This is a genomic window from Paenibacillus sp. FSL R7-0210 (genome assembly GCF_038009085.1).
GTDB classification, from domain to species: domain Bacteria; phylum Bacillota; class Bacilli; order Paenibacillales; family Paenibacillaceae; genus Paenibacillus_AQ; species Paenibacillus_AQ silagei.
Genome location: NZ_JBBPAR010000001.1, coordinates 2,456,140 through 2,474,503 on the forward strand (window position 1 = coordinate 2,456,140; position 18,364 = coordinate 2,474,503).

At 53.8% G+C, this 18,364-nt stretch carries 14 protein-coding genes; all 14 read right to left on the minus strand.

The window, feature by feature from the left end:
- Positions 1-196: 196 nt before the first annotated feature.
- The 14 genes from MKY64_RS10720 to MKY64_RS10785 all read right to left on the minus strand — a co-directional run bounded on the left by MKY64_RS10720 (position 197) and on the right by MKY64_RS10785 (position 18,351).
- Positions 197-2,860: an ABC transporter permease gene (locus MKY64_RS10720; protein WP_339314324.1), complete on the minus strand. Its 2,664-nt coding sequence runs from the start codon at positions 2,858-2,860 to the stop codon at positions 197-199.
- A complete protein-coding gene (locus tag MKY64_RS10725; protein ID WP_036726914.1) occupies positions 2,857-3,540 on the minus strand; it encodes an ABC transporter ATP-binding protein in 684 nt (227 codons plus the stop codon). The genes MKY64_RS10720 and MKY64_RS10725 overlap by 4 nt, the downstream gene beginning before the upstream one ends.
- Positions 3,541-3,622: 82 nt before the next feature.
- Positions 3,623-4,612, minus strand: coding sequence for a sensor histidine kinase (locus MKY64_RS10730; protein WP_340952834.1), 990 nt, complete (start codon positions 4,610-4,612; stop codon positions 3,623-3,625).
- Positions 4,599-5,285: a response regulator transcription factor gene (locus MKY64_RS10735; RefSeq protein WP_339314320.1), complete on the minus strand. Its 687-nt coding sequence runs from the start codon at positions 5,283-5,285 to the stop codon at positions 4,599-4,601. The genes MKY64_RS10730 and MKY64_RS10735 overlap by 14 nt, the downstream gene beginning before the upstream one ends.
- Positions 5,286-5,362: 77 nt before the next feature.
- Positions 5,363-6,610, minus strand: coding sequence for an MFS transporter (locus MKY64_RS10740; RefSeq protein ID WP_340952836.1), 1,248 nt, complete (start codon positions 6,608-6,610; stop codon positions 5,363-5,365).
- 124 nt (positions 6,611-6,734) lie between these two features.
- The gene (locus MKY64_RS10745) at positions 6,735-8,204 is read right to left on the minus strand and encodes an N-acetylmuramoyl-L-alanine amidase (protein ID WP_340952839.1); all 1,470 of its coding nucleotides are present in this window, start codon (positions 8,202-8,204) and stop codon (positions 6,735-6,737) included.
- A gap of 256 nt (positions 8,205-8,460) precedes the next feature.
- On the minus strand, positions 8,461-9,450 hold the full coding sequence (locus tag MKY64_RS10750; protein ID WP_340952841.1) for an alpha/beta fold hydrolase: 990 nt from the start codon (positions 9,448-9,450) through the stop codon (positions 8,461-8,463).
- 136 nt (positions 9,451-9,586) lie between these two features.
- Positions 9,587-11,194, minus strand: coding sequence for a bifunctional metallophosphatase/5'-nucleotidase (locus MKY64_RS10755; protein WP_340952842.1), 1,608 nt, complete (start codon positions 11,192-11,194; stop codon positions 9,587-9,589).
- A 23-nt stretch (positions 11,195-11,217) separates the two neighbouring features.
- Positions 11,218-12,045: a carbohydrate ABC transporter permease gene (locus tag MKY64_RS10760; RefSeq protein ID WP_339256865.1), complete on the minus strand. Its 828-nt coding sequence runs from the start codon at positions 12,043-12,045 to the stop codon at positions 11,218-11,220.
- A 12-nt stretch (positions 12,046-12,057) separates the two neighbouring features.
- Entirely contained in the window at positions 12,058-12,942 is an 885-nt protein-coding gene (locus MKY64_RS10765; protein WP_036690801.1) for a carbohydrate ABC transporter permease, read from the minus strand.
- 85 nt (positions 12,943-13,027) lie between these two features.
- Complete coding sequence (locus tag MKY64_RS10770; RefSeq protein WP_340952845.1) at positions 13,028-14,323, minus strand: ABC transporter substrate-binding protein; 1,296 nt, start codon at positions 14,321-14,323, stop codon at positions 13,028-13,030.
- A 255-nt stretch (positions 14,324-14,578) separates the two neighbouring features.
- Positions 14,579-15,424 carry a response regulator transcription factor gene (locus MKY64_RS10775; RefSeq protein WP_340952848.1) on the minus strand — a complete coding sequence of 282 codons (846 nt, stop codon included), beginning with the start codon at positions 15,422-15,424 and terminating at the stop codon, positions 14,579-14,581.
- Positions 15,421-17,220, minus strand: coding sequence for a sensor histidine kinase (locus MKY64_RS10780; protein WP_340952850.1), 1,800 nt, complete (start codon positions 17,218-17,220; stop codon positions 15,421-15,423). The genes MKY64_RS10775 and MKY64_RS10780 overlap by 4 nt, the downstream gene beginning before the upstream one ends.
- Positions 17,221-17,385: 165 nt before the next feature.
- Positions 17,386-18,351 (minus strand): acyltransferase domain-containing protein, encoded by a 966-nt coding sequence (locus MKY64_RS10785; protein WP_340952851.1) that lies wholly within the window; start codon positions 18,349-18,351, stop codon positions 17,386-17,388.
- Positions 18,352-18,364: the final 13 nt, after the last annotated feature.

Genomic DNA, 18,364 nt, shown 5'->3' on the forward strand with positions numbered 1-18,364 from the left:
CTCTTTTAAAATTGCAATCCCGCAAGGGCGCGGCTATACCGTCCTGCGCCGAAACCGGCTGAATTGGCTCAGCTATCCGAGCTCGCCAAGATTCATTCGTATATCAGCAAGTGTACAAAATCCAACTGTTTGCCGCTAAGTGTAACGACACGCGCCCATGTCCCTACCCATGCGTGAAGTTCTAACCTACTTGCTATCAAGTCATATCATCCCGCAGCGCATCAATGATATTCTCCCGCTTGATTGTGCTGACCGAATACAGCATGGTGACGAATACGATCAGGAGCACGCTGAACACGCTGATTCCGATGCTGACCCAAGGGAAGACATAGTCAATCTGGTCCGCCCCGCCGATGAGCATGCCCCGGTAGATCAGCCAGGAGAAGGCCAGCCCGGCGGGAAGCCCGAACAAGAGCGCCCTCATGCCATAGAAGGCACACTCGAAATTCATCATCTTCTGGAAATTGCGGTCGGACATCCCCACTGAGCGGAGCATCGCCAGCTCCCGGCGGCGCAGCTTAATGTTCGTCGAGATCGTGTTGAACACATTGGCAATCGCGATCAGTGAGATCATGATAATGAAGGTATAGGCGAACACGTTGATGATGAATATCGTATTGCGGCTCTCATCCATCATCGCATACACATTGTACAGCTTATACTCATCCGTAATTTGCGCACCTTGGATCGTCTTCTCCATCTCCGCGACCGACTGTGCCGGATGCTTGGAACGAAAGGTCAGGCCCTTCACTGCCGGCGGACTGTCCGCCGTCTCAAACTTGCCGATGAGTGAATAAGGAGCGATTATCCGGAAGAAGAACGGTTGACTAGAGGCGGGGCTTCCTGTAACCGGCAGGGTATCCGGCGGTACAGTCTCTACGAACGTAACCGTTACGTCATGCCCCTGCCCAGTCTTCGACCCTCCCTCTGATTCAGGGGCAATGGTCAGGGTAGAGGATGAACGCTTGAACAAATTAAGGAACTCGTCAAACTCCTTCAGCCGCTTATCGTCGGCAGGACTCATCGATTTGGCAAAGGCGAGGAACTTGGCGTCCGGACCTGTATATTCCGCTGCGGACAAGCCCAGCCCTTCGAGAATCTTCAGATAGGCCTTGTCATCCAGAAACTGCAGATCTACGGGCAGCGTTGCCTGCTCATCCGACCGGCCCGGCGAAGGAGCATCTGTTTTTCCTGCATTTCCTGCTTTTCCATCATTGACTGCTTTCCCCGAGTCCCCCTCTGTGCCCCAATAGGCATCCGAGAGCTCGCTTGCCTGGGTTGTCCCCGTCACTTTCAGCAGCGTCTGGTAAGAGCTCTCATAGATGCCGCCTGCGGTTCTGAGCTTGTCGTAGAGCGCCAGCATTTCACTGTCTTTCATCGTTGGTGTGGCGAAGCCGATATCATAGGTGGTGAACGCTACTGCCTGTTCCGACATCTGCTTCAAATCAGTGACAAAAGCGCTGGCCGATATAAACAGCACGACGCTTAACATGAGCGACAGCACAATGCTGCGGTAGCGTTTCTTGTTTCTTTTGAAATTCTTAAGTGCAAGGGTGCCTTCGAGACCGTAGATACGCTGCGCCCGGCTGGACGTCTTCAAGGCCTTGGCTTCAACCTTGACCTCGTTCGTCTGGCGGATACTCTCCATCACGGGAGTGCCTGCCGCCTTCCTGGCCGGAATGTAGGCCGAGATCAGAATCGTAACCATACTTAGTGCTGCCGCACACGTAATGGCCGGAACAGACACCTTCAAGCTCAGAGGTACGCCGGAATAGAGAATATTCCCGAAGTTCCTGGATACGGCCATTAGCACAAGTCCCATGCTGCCTATTCCCAAGAGAATGCCAGCCGGTATTCCGGCCGCACCAATACACAGACCTTCGAACAGCACAGAGTTACGCAGCTGCTTCGCTGTGGCTCCCACCGATGAGAGAATGCCAAACTGGCGTGTGCGCTCATTCAGGGAGATGGTGAAGGCGTTGTAGATCATGAAGATCGAACCGGTCACAATAATAAAAGCGACGATCCCACCAACCGTGTACAGTAGAGCAGTTAGCAACCCGCTGCTTGAGACGCCCATGAAGCGCAGCACATTATCGTTGTAGATGTAAGTATGGCCTGAAGCGGTGCTGCTTGCGTAAGCCTTCACTTCACGCGGATGCTTCAGGGTAACATATAAGCTGAAGCTGTCCACCCGCTCTGACGGATCGGCTCTGGTAATCAGGGTATAGCCTGGTGCAGCGGATTCCTCAAAAGCAGGCCTTGCGCAGATTCCGACGACCTTGTAGGTTCGCTCTGCACGGGGCACCAAAGCTTCAGCGGCCTTATCCGCCTGATAGGCATCATGCTGGTTCAGCCGCTGGTTGCCGTTCATCCGGTCTCCCACACCCAGTGTGAGCGTGTCGCCCTCCGCGAACTTGATCCCGCCGTTCGCCGCCAGATGTGACGGGACTAGAATCTCACTGCTGTTATCCGGCATTCGGCCGGAGACCAGAGTGACGGGCAAGGTACCAGGGGAAGCTTCGTCTTCACTTACGCCAGCAATGAACAGATAAGGCTTATCCGGGTTCTTGCCGCCGCTAAGTGCTGCATAGCCAATATTTTCGAAGGATGCTGTACGGGCTACGGCCTGATCGTGTGTCCGTTCCTGCAGGAAGGAGGAATCCACAGCCGGGAACCCGATGTGCCAGCCGCCGTATTTGGCAATGGAGCCCTTGATCATATAGCTCTGCAAGGATACGGCGAAGGTGGAGACAGCAGTGATCATAGCGGTGGATAGGATTACTCCGATAATCGTTACAATGGTCCGCGTGCGGCTTTTTTTGAGGCTCTGGAGGGTAACCTTATTGAAAATATTCATGGCCGTACCCGTTCGTCCCGCACAACCCGGCCGTCCGAGATGCCGATAATCCGGTCTGCCTGGAGGGCAATATTCTCGTCATGCGTAACGATGAGCAGGGTCTGCCTATACTTCTGATTACTTAATTTCAGCAAATTAATAATCTCATGTCCATTCCGGCTGTCGAGGCTGCCTGTGGGTTCATCCGCCAGCATGACCGCCGGGGCATTCATCAGTGCGCGTCCGATGGATACCCGCTGCTGCTGTCCGCCCGAGAGCTGATTCGGCAGATGCGTTCTCCGGTCCGTCAGCCCCAGCAGCTCAAGCAAATCGTTGAGCCGCTCCTCGTTGACCTTGCGTTTGTCCATCAGAATCGGCAAGGTGATATTCTCGACCACATCCAGCGTGGGAATCAGATTGTGGAACTGGTAGATCAGCCCGACCTGCCGCCTGCGGAAGATCGCCAGCTTGTCATTGCTCTGCGCATATACATCCTGTCCGTCCAGATAAACATTGCCGCTTGTCGGCACATCAACTCCGCCGATGATGTGAAGCAAGGTAGACTTCCCGGAGCCGGAGGAGCCGATGATCGCCGTGAACTCCCCCTTCTCAATCGTCAGAGACACCTCGTCCAGCGCTGTAACCCGGTTATCTCCCTTCCCGTAGACCTTGCTCAGCTTGTCAATTCTCAAAAACTCCATGCTGCAATTCTCCCTTCACCTGATCTGTCCCTATCATAGAGCCGCAAGCTTACATCTCTGTGACTTTCAGGTGAGAGATCCGTCACTTAGGGAAACGAAGCCTGAAGAGCGCACCGCCTTGCGGATGATTATGTGCGGTAACGGTTCCTCCCTGCCGGGTGATAATCATTTTGCAGAGGGCGAGGCCGATTCCGTACCCTGCATGCTTAGGGTTACTGCCGCGATAGTAGCGATCGAACAGCCGGGGGATTTCTTCCTTGCTGAAGCCCGGGCCGTTGTCATGTACTATCAGCTCGGTATACAGCGGATTGTCTGTGCAGACCAGCTCAATCTTCCCATTCTCCCCTGCGCTTTCCAGGCAATTCTTCAGGATATTCTGGATCGCTTCCGGAAGCCAGGCCGGATCGCCTTGGATCACTACTCCTGAAGGGCAATCGATCCTTAAGTCTACATTGCGCAGCTCCATCTGGATCAGGAACGGACGAGCAGCGGTGCGGAGCAGGTCGTTAACGGCGATAGGCCCGCTTTGAAATACAACAATACCCGCATCCAGGCGGGATAGCCTGAGCAGAGAGGTAATCAGCCAATCCATCTGCATCAGCAGCTCCTCGGTCTCCCGTATAAAAGCTTTCCGCTCGTCTTCCGCAGGACTATTCGCAAGCAGCGTCATAATCAGGTTCACCGAGGTGAGCGGGGTACGGAGCTGGTGGGCGATATCAGCCAGGGAATCGGCAAGATGACCCTTTTCCTTGATCAGCTCGCGGTTCTGATCGCGGATGCGCTGCGTCATTTTGGTAATCTCGCTATGTAAGATGGATAACTCGCCCTCTTCCGAATTAGCGATGAACAGATGGTCCGCATTATGCAGCACCCGGTCAATTTCATCGGACAATCTCGCCAGGCTCCTGTATCTGGCCCGGGTAAATCCAACGAACGCTATGCCAAAAGCAGCAGCGCAGCCTATGGCCAGGACGCCCGCTGCCGTGTTCATGACGAATCCAGCCGTTACAGCGGCGGCGGCGAGGAGGACGAACACCACGGCAAACTGCCGGACCTCTCTATTGCGCAGCATCGCTGCCCCCCAGCCGGTATCCCGTCCCCCGCACCGTCAGGATGATCTTCGGGCTTGCCGGATCGCACTCGATCTTCTCCCGCAAGCGCTTGATATAAACAGTCAGCGTATTGTCATTGACGAACTCGCCGGCCGCGTCCCACAATTCATCCAGCAGTCTGCCCCGTGTAATAATGGTTCTGGGATTGTTCACAAATACGAGCAGCAGCCGGTATTCCAGCGCGGAGAGGAATACCTCCCGGCCGTTTTTTTTCACAACTCCGCTGGCCGGATCAACATGCAGCCCGCCGAGATCAAAAGCGGACCCGGAGCGCCCGCTTTTTCGCAGAGCCGTGCCCATCCGCGCGATTAGCTCCCGTGGCCGGAACGGCTTGGTGATGTAGTCGTCCGCCCCCATATTCAGCCCGGTCACCACACTCGCCTCGTCGCCCGAAGCCGTCAGGAAGATGACGGGAATGTCCTGCTCCTCCTTGATCTCCGTGCATACCGTAAAGCCATTGCCGTCCGGCAATGAGATATCAATCAGCGCCAGGTCAAACGTATGTCCGTCAAGCGCAGCCGCTGCTTCCTTGCGCGTAGGCGCGTGCGTGACGGTGAACCCCTCCGAGTGAAGCAGCAGCACCAGGTTGCGCGCAATGGCCGGATCGTCTTCAACCAGCAATATTTGTGTCATATTTAAGGGCCTCCGTTGTAGCCTGTTATGTATAAAAAGGTACTCTTATTAAGAGTACCTGTAAAGAAATCATTAAATTAATACTGGGCAGCCTGCGCCTGATCCGGCGCCTTATGCTTCATGATCGGTAACATCATAAGTGCACCCAGGAGGAACAGGAGTCCGGCTCCGCTGTAAATGGTACTAAGCGGCAAAGCGCTCTTCAGCGCACCCGACAGCGACATGGACACCACCATCATCCCGACGAACATCGGATTCAGCACCCCGTTGACCCGGCCGACAATGGAGCTATTAGACCATCTCAGAATCATCGTACTGATCCCGATATGAATACAAGGGAACATCAGCCCGTTCAGGAACTGGATGGTCAGCGTGAGCGGAATGCTTGTCGAGAACCCGACAATGGTCGTACATACGGCACCTGCCAGCATCCCCATGGCGAGCAGCAGCTGGGGCGGAACTTTTTTGGCGAAGGCGGCTACGAGCCCTCCCCCGATCAGCATGGCTGCACCGTTGACCATAAGCATGTATTGCAGGAACTCCTTGCTTCGGCCAAGCCGCTCTGTAACGATGAACAGATTCAGTGCCTGGGCTGCGCCCACGGCAAGTCCCGCCAGTACAAACGCAAGTCCGAGCATCCGCAGCACCTGGCTCTGCCAGACATACCGGAAGCCTTCGGTGAAGTCCTTACGGAATTGCCCTTTCGCCGCAACTGTCCCGGCTTCCATATGATCCTCCGGCAGACGAATAAGCACGAGCGCCGACAGCAGAAAAGCAACGCCCATTACGGCAATGGAGATCTCAAGGCCGAAGGTGCTGTATACGAAAGTGCCTAACATCGGTCCGAGAACCATGAAGATGGCCATCAGCGATTGGAAGAGCGCCATCCCCTGCTGCAGCTGTTCCTCTGGTACATGGAACTTAAATAACCGCATACTGGAAGGCTGGGAGAACTGCGACAGAATGGCCGAGATGAAGGCGACCAGATACACGGATTCCCACGAACCGAAGTGAATGCTGAGCAGAACGGCGAACACCGATACCGCAGACAGGGAATCGCACCAGATCATCGTCCGCTTCGGGCGCCACCGGTCCGCAAAGGTTCCTCCAATGAAGGAAAAAACAAAGATAGGCGCAAATTCAGCTACGCTGATCAGCGAAATGGCGTAGGGATCATTATTGGTCCGCTCCGCAACATAGAGCAGAATGGCGAAATTACGCACCCAGATCCCGATCTGCAGCAGCACACTGGATAATAAAATCGTCTGCAGAAAGCGATTACGGAACAGGCTTGGCGGATTTGCGCTTTGGTCATGCTGATTCAACGTTTAACCCCCTATTTATCGATAAAATACGCTCAGCTTCTTAAGGCGGGGTTCTCCTTTCACTCTCTATATTATAAGGAGCGGACCGCGATCTTGAAAGCTATAAATGCAGGAACAGACGGGGTCAAGCGATCCCGAAATATTCCTTCAGCCCCGCTACGATAGCAGCCGCTACCCGGTTCTGGAAATCGTCGGAGAACAGGATGGCTTCCTCGGCGGCATTGGACAAGAAACCAACCTCCAGCAGCGTAGCGGGCATGTTGGAATATTTCAATACGATATATTTATTGTATTTAACCTTGCGGTCCGGAAAGCCGGTGGTCCCTTGCAGATGTCGATGCATGATATCGGCGAAGGCTTTACTCTCCTGGCTGTAATAATAGGTTTCGGTTCCCCGCACCTTGGGCGACCCTGTGACAGAATTGCCATGGATGGAGACGAAGGCATCGGCCTGCAGCTCATTGGCCATCTCTGCCCGCTGCTTGTTGGGCGGATAGGTATCCTCACGGCGTGTCATCACAACATTGAACGCCGGCTCCTGCAGCAGCAGGCGCTCCACCTTCAAGGCGACGCTAAGGTTGAAATCTTTCTCCAGCTTCTTCGTAATGCCGATCGTTCCCGGGTCCGCACCCCCATGGCCGGCATCAATAACAACGGTCTTCTTCCCGTTGCCCGGCTGGACCGGCACTGCCGGAGGCAATTCGGCTGTGGCAGAGCTCAGATCGACGACCAGGAGCCGGGAGGCGGCATCCTCCTCGATGTAACTGGTATACTTCGTATCCGCAGAGAGCGCAATCACAATCCGCAAGGTGGCGGCGTCCGGTTCGAATAGCCCGTAATACAGCTTGTTGACATTGGGAACGCCGGTAACGGTCTGCTCGCCGGATTGGGTGCGGCTATCCCACGATACCGTCTGTAAGAAATCTGCGGAAAAGTTCGTCCGGGGCAGCTCCACTACAATCTGCAGCGGTTCGTTTCCGGTATGTACAGACGGCTGGACATCGCCGGTAAAAGCAAGCATCAGGCGGTCATCACTGAAGCTGAGACTATGGACGGTGGAAGTCGCCGCGGCTGCGGCGGGCAGGGGCACCGGCTGGTCCGGGACTTCAGGGCTTGCCGGAGCAGGAGTGATGGCCGGCTGCTCCGGCGGAAGCGGGGCTGAAGTCAAGCCCACCACCTTGAGACTGTTGTCCCAGCTCACCTGGACACCCATGGCTTCGCTGATGAACCTTAGCGGAACCAGCGTGGTTCCGTTACGATTCCGGGGAGCGGTGGCCAGCGAATGGGAGGCCCCATCGATCAGGGCTTTCTTTTGGCCGATCGTCAGCACTATACTGCCGGATTCCTTCGGGATGGTTACGGTTCCAACCTGTTGATTCCAGAGAACCCCCATTCCCATATTCTCCGCAATGATCCGCAAGGGAACCATCACACTGCCGTTGATCAATTCGACTTTGTCTTTCTTTTGCATAGGGATTGCTTGCCCGTCCAGTATTATGGTCGGACTTGTCTTCACAGCGGCACTGGCCCGCCCGTTGAGCGGGAAGCATAAGAATAGGACAGCCAACAGGAGGAACCAACTACATTTTTTCATACGTGCATCTCATCCATTTCATCTAATTTGTAGAATTGCTGATTCTTAAATTAGACTCCAATAATTGGAATAGGTTGCGAAATTGAGCATTTATAATTAGTTATATCAAGTGGAAACGGCTTTGCCATCCTTTTAAAGGACGGTACCGTTTCAGCGAGAAATAGAAGGATAATTATAGCGCGAAGCATATAAATTCTTATCTTTCTACGAAAAAACGGCACCCCGAGGGGCGCCGCACTATAGTATTCCATTCTCCCTACTGGGCTTGCTTCAATTGAACGGTCTTCATGTATTCCTTGAATTCCTCGACGATTTCTTTGTACTTCGTATGGTGCAGGTAATGGGAGCCTACCATTGGGATCAATTTACCCTGTGAAGACTGCTTCGCCTGCTCCTCATGCAGCGGAATCCACTGCTTGTTGTTCTCGTTATTGGATTGTGCGAACAGCAAGACCGGCAAATCCTGCGGGTATTTCAGCTTTGAGCCGTTTTTGAAATTGGAACCAAGGTGGCTAAGCTCATTCATCAGTGTGGAGTTATTGCCGTGTACATTGGTGATCAGTTTCATCTGCTCTTTGGTATGCTCATCATAGTCAAGCGATTTAAACGAATCTCCGCTGAGCTTCGTTAGCAGCCGCATCACACCTGAATCCTTGGCAAACTTCATGGCCTTCAGCGGCAATTTCACATCCATGCCTGGCTGATTGGGCACACTACTGTCAATTCCTACGAAGGCTTGAACTTCATCCGGATAAGCATTTACATATGATACAGCATAGAGTCCTGTAATGGAATGTCCCATCAGAATGTAACGCTTCAGACCGAGCTGCTCCACAGCCTCATGAATTTCACTGATGATATTCTCTGTCGTTCTTTCTTTATCCGTCCCATCGCTCAGGCCATAGCCGAAAGGCTCGATGGCTACGACTTTGTACGAAGGCGTCAATTGATCTATCAGCGGCTTGAAATCAAGCACAGGCGAAGCGGTTCCTTGCCCCGGCAAGAGAACTATGGTCTGTTCCCCGCTGCCTTGAATCAGCACATTCATCTTTTTCCCTTCTACATTGACGTATTGCCCGTACGATTCGATCTTCTTCTTCTCTATCCCGTTACTGATGACATTAACGATAAAGGTGATGCCTATGAACAGCACGAGCACTCCGATAATTCCACCTAATATTTTCAACCATAATCTCCGTTTCTTGCGTCCCTTTTCAGGTTTATTTATTTCAGCGGTTCCTGCCATGTCCATCTTCTCCTGTCCTTCTATCTGTAGATTCGCCTTAGCGGTATATGCACAGTGTATCTGCTTAAGATGTCCTCAACATGACGGCATTATGAACGGAGTATGAACTCGGCTATTTTAATTCAATCATTCGGGATCAATCCATCCCCACAATCGACCAGTTATGATCTACCTCCGGTATGATCGTCTGGCGCTCCCTGATGTAATGAACCAGCAACTCGCGGACGCTGCAGTCCGACTCCCAGTGCTTGACGGCGCTGACCAGTCCAGAGGCTTTCAACAGGCTGCTGTAGCGGTAATTGTTAACGGCAAGCTGAAGCTCGTCCGTATCGGCAAGCGGTCTGCCCCGGTAGGCCAGATGGATGATCCGCCGGCCTACCGGCTGGGAGATATCGATCTGATAATTAATCCCGGCAAACATATCGTAGAGGTAGCTCGGCACCTCGGGATCAGCGGCAATCTCCGTGTCCCCCTGCTGCCACTGCCGGAAATGGGCAGCCGAAGCTTCCATATAAGCCTTCAGCTCCTTGCCGGTGACCCTAACGACATACAGTACATTGTCAAAAGGATAAATGCGGTAGACATCTGCATACGTCAGCGGTCCCTGCTTCAGATCCGCCTTGTCGTTGAACAGGCTTGTAGCGGCAACATCTGCTCCGCTGGCCTCCAGCATGGCGCGTTGGATCAAGGTAATGACCGCACTATCCTGTACTCGTCCCGCCGGAAGGCCGGCAGTCTCTTCAGGCTGGAAATCGGCGGCCGCATAGCCCAAAATGCCGCCCTCCCCCTCTATCGAAGAGCCTCCGCCGCCTCCGGCGATGAACCGGAGGGTCTCTTCATGCGCCTCGGCAACCAGATTGTGCAATTCCGGGTCCGGCTCCCAGCCGCTCATATTTACCACCGTGACCTCGCGGCTCACAACCTTAGGCGGGCCGCCGTCCAGCTCCAGCGTCAGGTCGAAGCGTACAACTTCCCGTCCCCGGTCCCGCGGTCCTCCAATGACCGTACTCCCAATCCTCTGGTTCACGGTAATATGCATATGGCCGACCAGCAGCACATCTGCTTCAGGAACAAGCTCCGCAATCCGTCCGGCGGCATCCGAGCCGCCCTCTTCATCGAATTCTGCAACCATGCCCGCATGGGCACTGATCACAATCAGGTCCGCCTTCCCTTCCGCGCGGAGGGAGGCGGCAATTGCCTGCGCAGTCTCGGCCATATGTCCGAACCTTAGGCCCTCCACCTTGCTTCCATCCCAGCGCGGAACGTTGGGGTTCGTTAGTCCGATGACCGCAATCCGGATGCCTTGCTGCTCAAGGACCACATACGGCTCTGCAAACGGTCTGCCTTCCGTATCCCAGACATTCGCAGCGAGCACCGGGAAGCTCAGCTCCTGCCTGATTCGCTCGATCAGGCTAAGGCCGAAGTTAAACTCATGATTGCCCAGCGTCAGCGCGGCATAGCCCATGGCATTAAGTGCCGCCGCAACCGGATGCCTCTCATCCGGCCGCTTATTGTAGACATCGTCAGTCAGCATATTCCCCTGGAAGATGTCTCCGTTATCGATCAGCAAAATCTCCGTCCCGCTCTCTCTAAGTTCACGGACGTAAGCGGCTACTCTGGCGAGCCCGTCATTTACGGTATCGAGTCCGTCTTCGTAACGGTAGCCCCACAGATTGCCATGAACATCCGAGGTAGCGATAATCACGATCTTGCGCAGGTTACGGCTTGCTGCCGGTTCCATCATCTCTTTTCACCCTTCTCTTTTCTCTATTTCAGAATTGCACCTGCGGTGAAGCTCTTCTCCATCTGATCGCTGAACAGCACATAGGCGAGCAGAATCGGCAGCGTAGAGATCACCATCGCTGCGGCCAGCGGTCCCCAGCTAATACTATACTGGCCGCTGAAGTTCATCAGCCCGAGTGGCAGCGTCCGCAGCGATTCCTTTTGGATGAAGGTTGCCGCCATCAGCAGCTCATTCCATACCGCGAGGAACACGAAGATGGCAACCGAGGCAAGCGGCGGCTTCAGCAGCGGTAGCACAACCTTGAAGAAGGACTTCACTACTCCGCAGCCGTCGATGAACGCAGCCTCCTCCAGCTCCTTCGGCATGCTCCGCAGGAACGCCGACAGCATATAGACGCCAATTGGCAGATTCACAGCAATGTACGGCAGGATAATCGACAGCCGTGAGCTGAGAAGGCCGAGATTCTTCAGGATCATGAACAGCGGAATCAGCGTAGCATGAATCGGTACCATGACCCCCATGAGCAGAATGAACAGAATCAATCCGTTATATTTGAATCTCATCCGTGTCAGCGCGTAGGCCATCATCGAAGCGAACAGCAGCACGAAAAAGAGGGTAATCAGCGTAACTGACACACTATTGAAAAAGTATTGATTCACCTTGGCGCTTACCCAGGCTTCTGAGAAATTGCTGAACCGCCATTCTGTAGGGAGCGCCCAGACTACTCCACCGATAATCTCCGAATTATCCTTAAATGCACTGACCACAAGCCAGTAGAGCGGGAACAACTGGAGGACGGCAATGAGGCCCATCAGTAGATAGAGGCCTGTGTTTTTAGTACTCTTCAGCATGTCCGGTCCTCCTTAATATTCAATTTTTTCACGGGTAAGCACTTTATTGAGCACCCAGGCGATGATCAGACACTCCAGCACCATGAACACAGCAAGTGCGCTGCCGTAACCGAAGTTCTGCTTTAGGAACGCTTCCTGGAACATTTTCAGAGCAATCATGGTTGTGGAATGCAGCGGTCCGCCATTCGTCATAACATACACACTTTCAAAGGTCTTGAGCGCATAAATCACGTTCAGCACGACACAGATCCGCAGCACATCAGACAATAACGGAAGCGTGATATAACGGACGGCCTTCCAGCCGACGGCTCCGTCCAGCTTCGCGGCCTCATAGTACTGCTCTGAGATACCCTGGATACCGGCAAACAGGATCAGCATGTTATAGCCTACATAATGCCAGGTCGTTACGATCAGGACAGACAAGAGTGCCGTCTTGGTATCTCCAAGCCAGGCCTGTGCCCAACTGCCGAGGTGAGCGGCTTCCAGCAGCGTGTTCAGCATCCCGATGTTCGGATCGTAGATTTTGACCCACAGCAGACTGACCATCGTCGTTGACATGACCACCGGGAAAAAGTAAATATTGCGGAACCATTTGCGTCCCTTCATCTTTCGGGAGACCAGCAACGCCAGGCCGAATGAGAGCGGAAGCTGGACGAACACGCCTGTCAGCAGGAAGGCCACACTGTTCCATACCGCCTTCCAGAAGCTTTTATCTGCGGTGAACATCTTGGTGTAATTGTCCAGGCCCACGAAGGCCATAGGGTTAATCCCGTCCCACTCCTGGAAGCTGTAATACGCCGTCATAAGAATCGGCACGAAATAGAAGACCAGAAATACGGTTAAACCGGGCACTAGAAACAAAGCGATTAATTTCTTATCCGAGAGCGCTCTTTCCATCACTATCCACCTATCAGAGTGCAGAAAAGCGATGCGGTCCAAGAGACTGCATCGCCTTTCCCCTATTATATTTGTAAAACCTGTCTTATTCTGCCGAACGGAGCAATGTTTCCAGCTGTGCTGTGTATTCCTCAGGCGTCAGATTGCCGCCATAGAGCTGCTGCGTCATATCGCGGTATTCCTGACCAGTATCTGCCGACAGCAGGCCGAACCACATCGCCTGGGTTTTGGCTGTTTTGCTGATATCCGTAGCATAAGCGGAGAGCTGCTCATTCTGCGACTCCGACTTCACTTCGCTGGCGGCATAGCCCGGCAGGCCTTTGCGTACGAATTCATCATTGAGCTTGAGGGACAGCTTAATAGCGAATTCCTTGGCTTTGCCCACGTGCTTAGAGCTGTTGTTTACAAACAAGGAGTATGGTGCCGCCGAGTTCTGGAAGCCGATCGTTGCACTGTAGACATCCTCTGCACCAGTCTTAGGGAATGCGATATATCCGAGATTATCGCCCATGGCCTTCGACAGCGCGCCGAAGTTGAAGCTGCCGTCAATCCAGATCAGCGCCTTATCGTTCTTGAACAGCTCCTGGGCATCCAGGTAAGCCGAGCCGAGGAAGCCCTTCTGGAAGGCATTGCTGCTTACCAGGGTGGCTACCTGCTTCGCTGCATCTACAAATGGAGCATCTGTAAACTTCGCATCGCCCTTAATCGCATTGTCGAAGGCGTTAACGTCCTGACGCGCTACGAGCATGTTGTACAGCAGATCGCCCTGCCATCTTTCCTTGCCGCCGAGGGCGATAGGGATGATCCCTTTACCTTCCGCCTTGGTTACAAGCGCCTGAAGATCGTCCCAGGTTGCCGGAGGCGTAGCGCCCAGATCGCTCATCAGCTTTTTGTTATAGTAGAAGACCAGGGTTGTACTGATGTTGGAAGGAACGGAATAGATATTGCCGTCTTCCTCCTTTACCAGCTGGTTGTCCAGAAATTTCGCGCCAAGTCCCGTGGAATCCAGGGTATCGTTCAGCGGGGCTACCGTTTTCGATTGCAGTACAGGGGTCCGGTAGGACTTCCCGGCATGCTGCTGGAAGACATCCGGCAGCTCATTGGCAGCCAGTGCAACACTGATTTTAGTCTTGTAGGTCTCGTCTTGTATGTACTCATAGTTCAAATCCACGCCGACTTCCGCTGCGGTAGCCTCGGCAGCAGCCTGATACATCGGATCTGCATCGAACATCCATAAGGAGACAGATTCCTTGCCTTCCGCCGGTTTCGCATCCTGATTCTGAGTTGCCCCTTCGTTACCATTGGCTCCTCCGCAAGCACTAAGCACTACACTGCTGAGCGCGATGGATGCTGCAACTACCCCAAGCTTTTTTCCGAACATTTGTGTTGGACCACCTTTCAATATTTCGGGTTTTGACTTACAGGTATCATCTTAACAAGTGAACCGCCGTGCACGAATGGAGATATATTGGTTCTAACAGTAAAATTTTTAGGTATGTCAGATTACTTTACACTCAATTTACGGGGCGTTCCCATGTTAACGGCAGCTTTACATAGGGTTAACTTTAATCAGCGAAAGTGTAATCAAATGAAAAAGCCCGGCTGCAAAACACCGGACTCTGAGTATAGCTGCTCTTTATGTATCGGAATAGGAACCGCTGTATACGGTATTCGGGGTCATTCCGTAACGTTTCTTGAAGCATTTGCTGAAATAGAACGGGTCTTTATAGCCCACCTGCCGGGCAATCGTCGCAATCTTGGGAGCCGGTGCTTCCTCCCCGGAGCTCCCCTGGCTGAGCAGCTTCATAGCCTCGCCAAGACGGACATTCGTCACATATTCCACAAAAGACTCGCCAGTCTCCTTCTTGAACGCATGGCTTAAATAGCTCGGGTTCACAAACAGGGCGCTGGCCGTACTCTGGAGTGACAATGTATCCTCAGCGTAATGTGCCGTCACATAGGCGATGGTCTTGCTGATTAAGGCAGTGCCACTGCTCTGCCGTTTCTGCGCACGGGCATCGCCTGCCTGCGGCTCCTGCACATCCCCGGCTTTGATTCTGAGCCGGTTGATGTAGCGCTCTGCCTCCCACTTCTCCGTCAGCTGCGTCCGGATCGTGCGGAGGGCCTGTTCGACAGCATCCTCATCGACGGGCTTCAGCAGATAATGGTCCGCTCCAAGCGAAATGGCCTGCTGGGCATAAGAGAAATTATCGTAGCTGGTGATGAAAATCAGCTTGGCCGCCGAATTCAGCTTACGGACTTCTCCAATGAATTCAAGCCCGTTCATATTCGGCATCTCAATATCCGTAATGATGAGATCGATTGGCTGCTCCCCGATGATCTGCAATGCGGCCGAGCCGTCATCGGCTTCTGCGGCCACCTCGAACCCGGCGGCCTCCCAGTCCACCAGACGGATCAGCAGCTGCCTGAAATAATATTCGTCATCCACAATCAGGACGCGGGCTACCGGTGCTGTACTCATAGTCTGACTGTCCCCTCTTCCTGTTCGTTCGTCTGCAGAAGCAGCGGCAAGCGCAGCTTCACTTCTACGCCCTTGCCCGGCTCAGAGGTCAGAGAGATTCCGTAGACCCCGCCGAACCGCAGGCGGATGCGGTCCTGAATGTTTCGGAGTCCGAAGCTGTACCTCTCCGCACTGTCATGCCCGGACCAGATCAGCCGCTGCTGCTCTTCGCTCATCCCTTTGCCGTTGTCGCGGATGGTGAAGCAGAGCCGGCTCTGTCCATTCGTGGTCTCCGCTTCGCAGGTAATTTCACACCAGCCTCCGTCCGCCATCCCTCTAATGCCATGGTGGATCGCATTCTCGACCAGCGGCTGAAGCAGCATGGTCGGCACTAGGCAGGACTCCAGCCCCGGCTCGATCCATAGCCGGTAGTTCAGCTTAGGGAAACGGATCTGCTGAATATACAGGTAGCTCTCCAGATGCTTCTGCTCCTGGGCCACCGTAATCAGCTCCTGTCCGTTGCTAAGCGATATCCGGTAGAACTCACCCAGTGCCTTCAGCATCTTGCTAATGTCCTTCGCCCCCGACATCACAGCCATCGCCCGGATTGTGTCGAGTGTATTGTACAGGAAATGCGGCTTGATCTGCGAATAGAGCAACCGCAGCTCCAGCATCCGTTTGGTCCTCTCTTCCGTCTCCACCTGGACCATCAAGCCCTGGATGCGCTCCACCATTTCATTGAAGGTAGCTCCGAGCCGCCCGACCTCGTCCTCAGAATCGGCGGCGGCGCGCCGTTCCAGATTCCCGCTGCCCACTTCGACAATCACCTCACTAAGCTGGCTGAGCGGCCGGGTCAGCCGGCGGGCGAACAGAATAGACAGAAGCACGGCCGACAGGATGCTGATCAGGCCAAACCCGGCCAGCAGCAGAGCGATTTTCCAGTACCCGTAGGTTAGCTCCGATATCGTCACCAGCTGGACTACCTTCCAGTCATAGGGAGCAAGACTCTGCATGGATACTAAATAACGGTCTCCGGCGACCTCCTGGGTCCGGGTCCCTTGAGAGACTGACTTGACCCAATTCGTGAGGGATTCCTCCGGGGCCGGCTGGTTCACCCTTGTGGCTTCATTCGCAGAGATGATTCTTCCATACCGGTTAATGACCAGCGTAGCGCTCTCCGGGTTCTGTTCATTATGATAGAGGCGGGCAAGCGTACGCTCGTCAATGTTGACATAGATATAGCCAAGCGGGGTGCCGCTCTCCAGGCTCTTAATGACCCTGCCTACACTGATCATATTCTTATGCTTCATCCCGGACAGAAAGGCAGGCGTAAGCGAATCGGCCCAGACCGCGCCGCCTCTGGCTGCATCGATCTCTGCTCTGGGGTAGATGCCAAGACGCTCCCGGGTCACGCCTGTCAGATTGGAGGTGTAATAGAGGTCGCCGCTCAAGGATTCAATAATTACGGAATCGATATTCGGCTCGGTTACTAGCATCGCTGCAAGTGTATTGTAGATCGACTTCAATGCAGCAACATCATTGCCGGTACCGGTATCGCTGCTGAGCAGCTTCTGGGTGTCCTGATTGATCAGCACGAACTTGGTGAAATTCTGGACCGACTGGAACACCGTCTCCATCGACTGCTTGACCAGCCTCACTTCCTGCTGTGAGCTTGCCGTGGTTCTCTCCAGGGTCTGATTGAAGACAATCCGCTGAATGCTGACCATGAAAATCACCAGTGCCAGCAGGACAATCAGGAGGTTGCTTAGCAGAATCTTTCGCCGCAGCGGCATACTTCCGCTGAATAGAAAGGGCATATACGCCCTTAACCTCTTCGAGAGGGATGGATATGGCATGAACCGCTTCATCGTTCCCTCCGTTACATGTATGGTTGTACATGTATTATACACAAATTACAACAACAGAAAAGCAGCGGCTCTCCATAACTTAGAGAAAACGCTGCTTGAAGGGATTGGGCTTAATCAGACTTCTAAGGTATCATTCACAATCTCATTCAGCTTCTTCAGCTCGCTGGCCATCGGTGTAATCACTGACCGGACCTTATGGGCCAGCGGCTTGCCGAGAATATACTTGCTGAAGTTCTCCAGTGTACCCGACGGGCTCAGATCGAGCAGCAACCGCGGCCCGCCGGCACTCAGACCCTCCAGGGCTGTGCGGAAATTCATCGGCTTCCTCACCACATCCCACAGGAGGGATTCATCCACCTTCTGCACACTTCCCCCTGCCATGGCCGATACCAGTGTCATTCCCGGGGCAGGAGCCTTGTATTCGATCTTCTTCATATATGTACGGTAAGGCTTCTCCAGTTCATCGATGAATGAGGAATGGAAGGCGTAGTTCACAGGCAGCTTCAGACTGGCCACACCCTGTGCTCTGAGGAACTGCTGGATTTCGCCGGTATGCCCGCTTCTGCAGGCGATAGTGAAGTGCTTGTCGAAATTCACAGCGATCAGTTCGGAGCGGGTGTTCAGCTCGGCGTTCCGGTGATAGAGCTGCACATGATCCAGAACAGCAATCATCGCGCCGTTGTCGCAGGTATCCTCTAGCAGCCGTACTTGCGTCACAATCAGCTCCAGCACCTGTTCAGGCGTCAGTACTTTAGTCACCGCCAGCGCCACATACTCCCCGAGACTGACTCCCAGCGTGTAGCGTGGGGTGATTCCCTCAGCTTCCAGAGTCTCCGCCAGCGCGTATTGCACCATGAAGATTGCAGGATGGGAAAAGACAATATTTTCGAAGCTGGCACCCTTACCTCGTGAGTTCTGATACAGCTCTTCGATCACGCTCTTGCCGGTCAGCTGATGAACAATCCGGTCCAGGCGTTCCATCGATTGCCAGAATACCGGCTGCTTCCCGAACAATTCAAGCCCCATTTTATTATATTGCGAGCCTTGCCCGGAGAACATAAATACGATTTCGCTGTGCATTTCCGTCCCCCCT

Coding starts and splice junctions, on each gene's coding strand:
- MKY64_RS10770 (WP_340952845.1), bottom strand. CDS start 14,323: ATGTTCGGAAAAAAGCTTGGGGTAGTTGCAGCATCCATCGCGCTCAGC.
- MKY64_RS10735 (WP_339314320.1), bottom strand. CDS start 5,285: ATGACACAAATATTGCTGGTTGAAGACGATCCGGCCATTGCGCGCAAC.
- MKY64_RS10755 (WP_340952842.1), bottom strand. CDS start 11,194: ATGATGGAACCGGCAGCAAGCCGTAACCTGCGCAAGATCGTGATTATC.
- MKY64_RS10785 (WP_340952851.1), bottom strand. CDS start 18,351: ATGCACAGCGAAATCGTATTTATGTTCTCCGGGCAAGGCTCGCAATAT.
- MKY64_RS10760 (WP_339256865.1), bottom strand. CDS start 12,045: ATGCTGAAGAGTACTAAAAACACAGGCCTCTATCTACTGATGGGCCTC.
- MKY64_RS10750 (WP_340952841.1), bottom strand. CDS start 9,450: ATGGCAGGAACCGCTGAAATAAATAAACCTGAAAAGGGACGCAAGAAA.
- MKY64_RS10730 (WP_340952834.1), bottom strand. CDS start 4,612: ATGCTGCGCAATAGAGAGGTCCGGCAGTTTGCCGTGGTGTTCGTCCTC.
- MKY64_RS10720 (WP_339314324.1), bottom strand. CDS start 2,860: ATGAATATTTTCAATAAGGTTACCCTCCAGAGCCTCAAAAAAAGCCGC.
- MKY64_RS10775 (WP_340952848.1), bottom strand. CDS start 15,424: ATGAGTACAGCACCGGTAGCCCGCGTCCTGATTGTGGATGACGAATAT.
- MKY64_RS10780 (WP_340952850.1), bottom strand. CDS start 17,220: ATGCCCTTTCTATTCAGCGGAAGTATGCCGCTGCGGCGAAAGATTCTG.
- MKY64_RS10765 (WP_036690801.1), bottom strand. CDS start 12,942: ATGGAAAGAGCGCTCTCGGATAAGAAATTAATCGCTTTGTTTCTAGTG.
- MKY64_RS10745 (WP_340952839.1), bottom strand. CDS start 8,204: ATGAAAAAATGTAGTTGGTTCCTCCTGTTGGCTGTCCTATTCTTATGC.
- MKY64_RS10725 (WP_036726914.1), bottom strand. CDS start 3,540: ATGGAGTTTTTGAGAATTGACAAGCTGAGCAAGGTCTACGGGAAGGGA.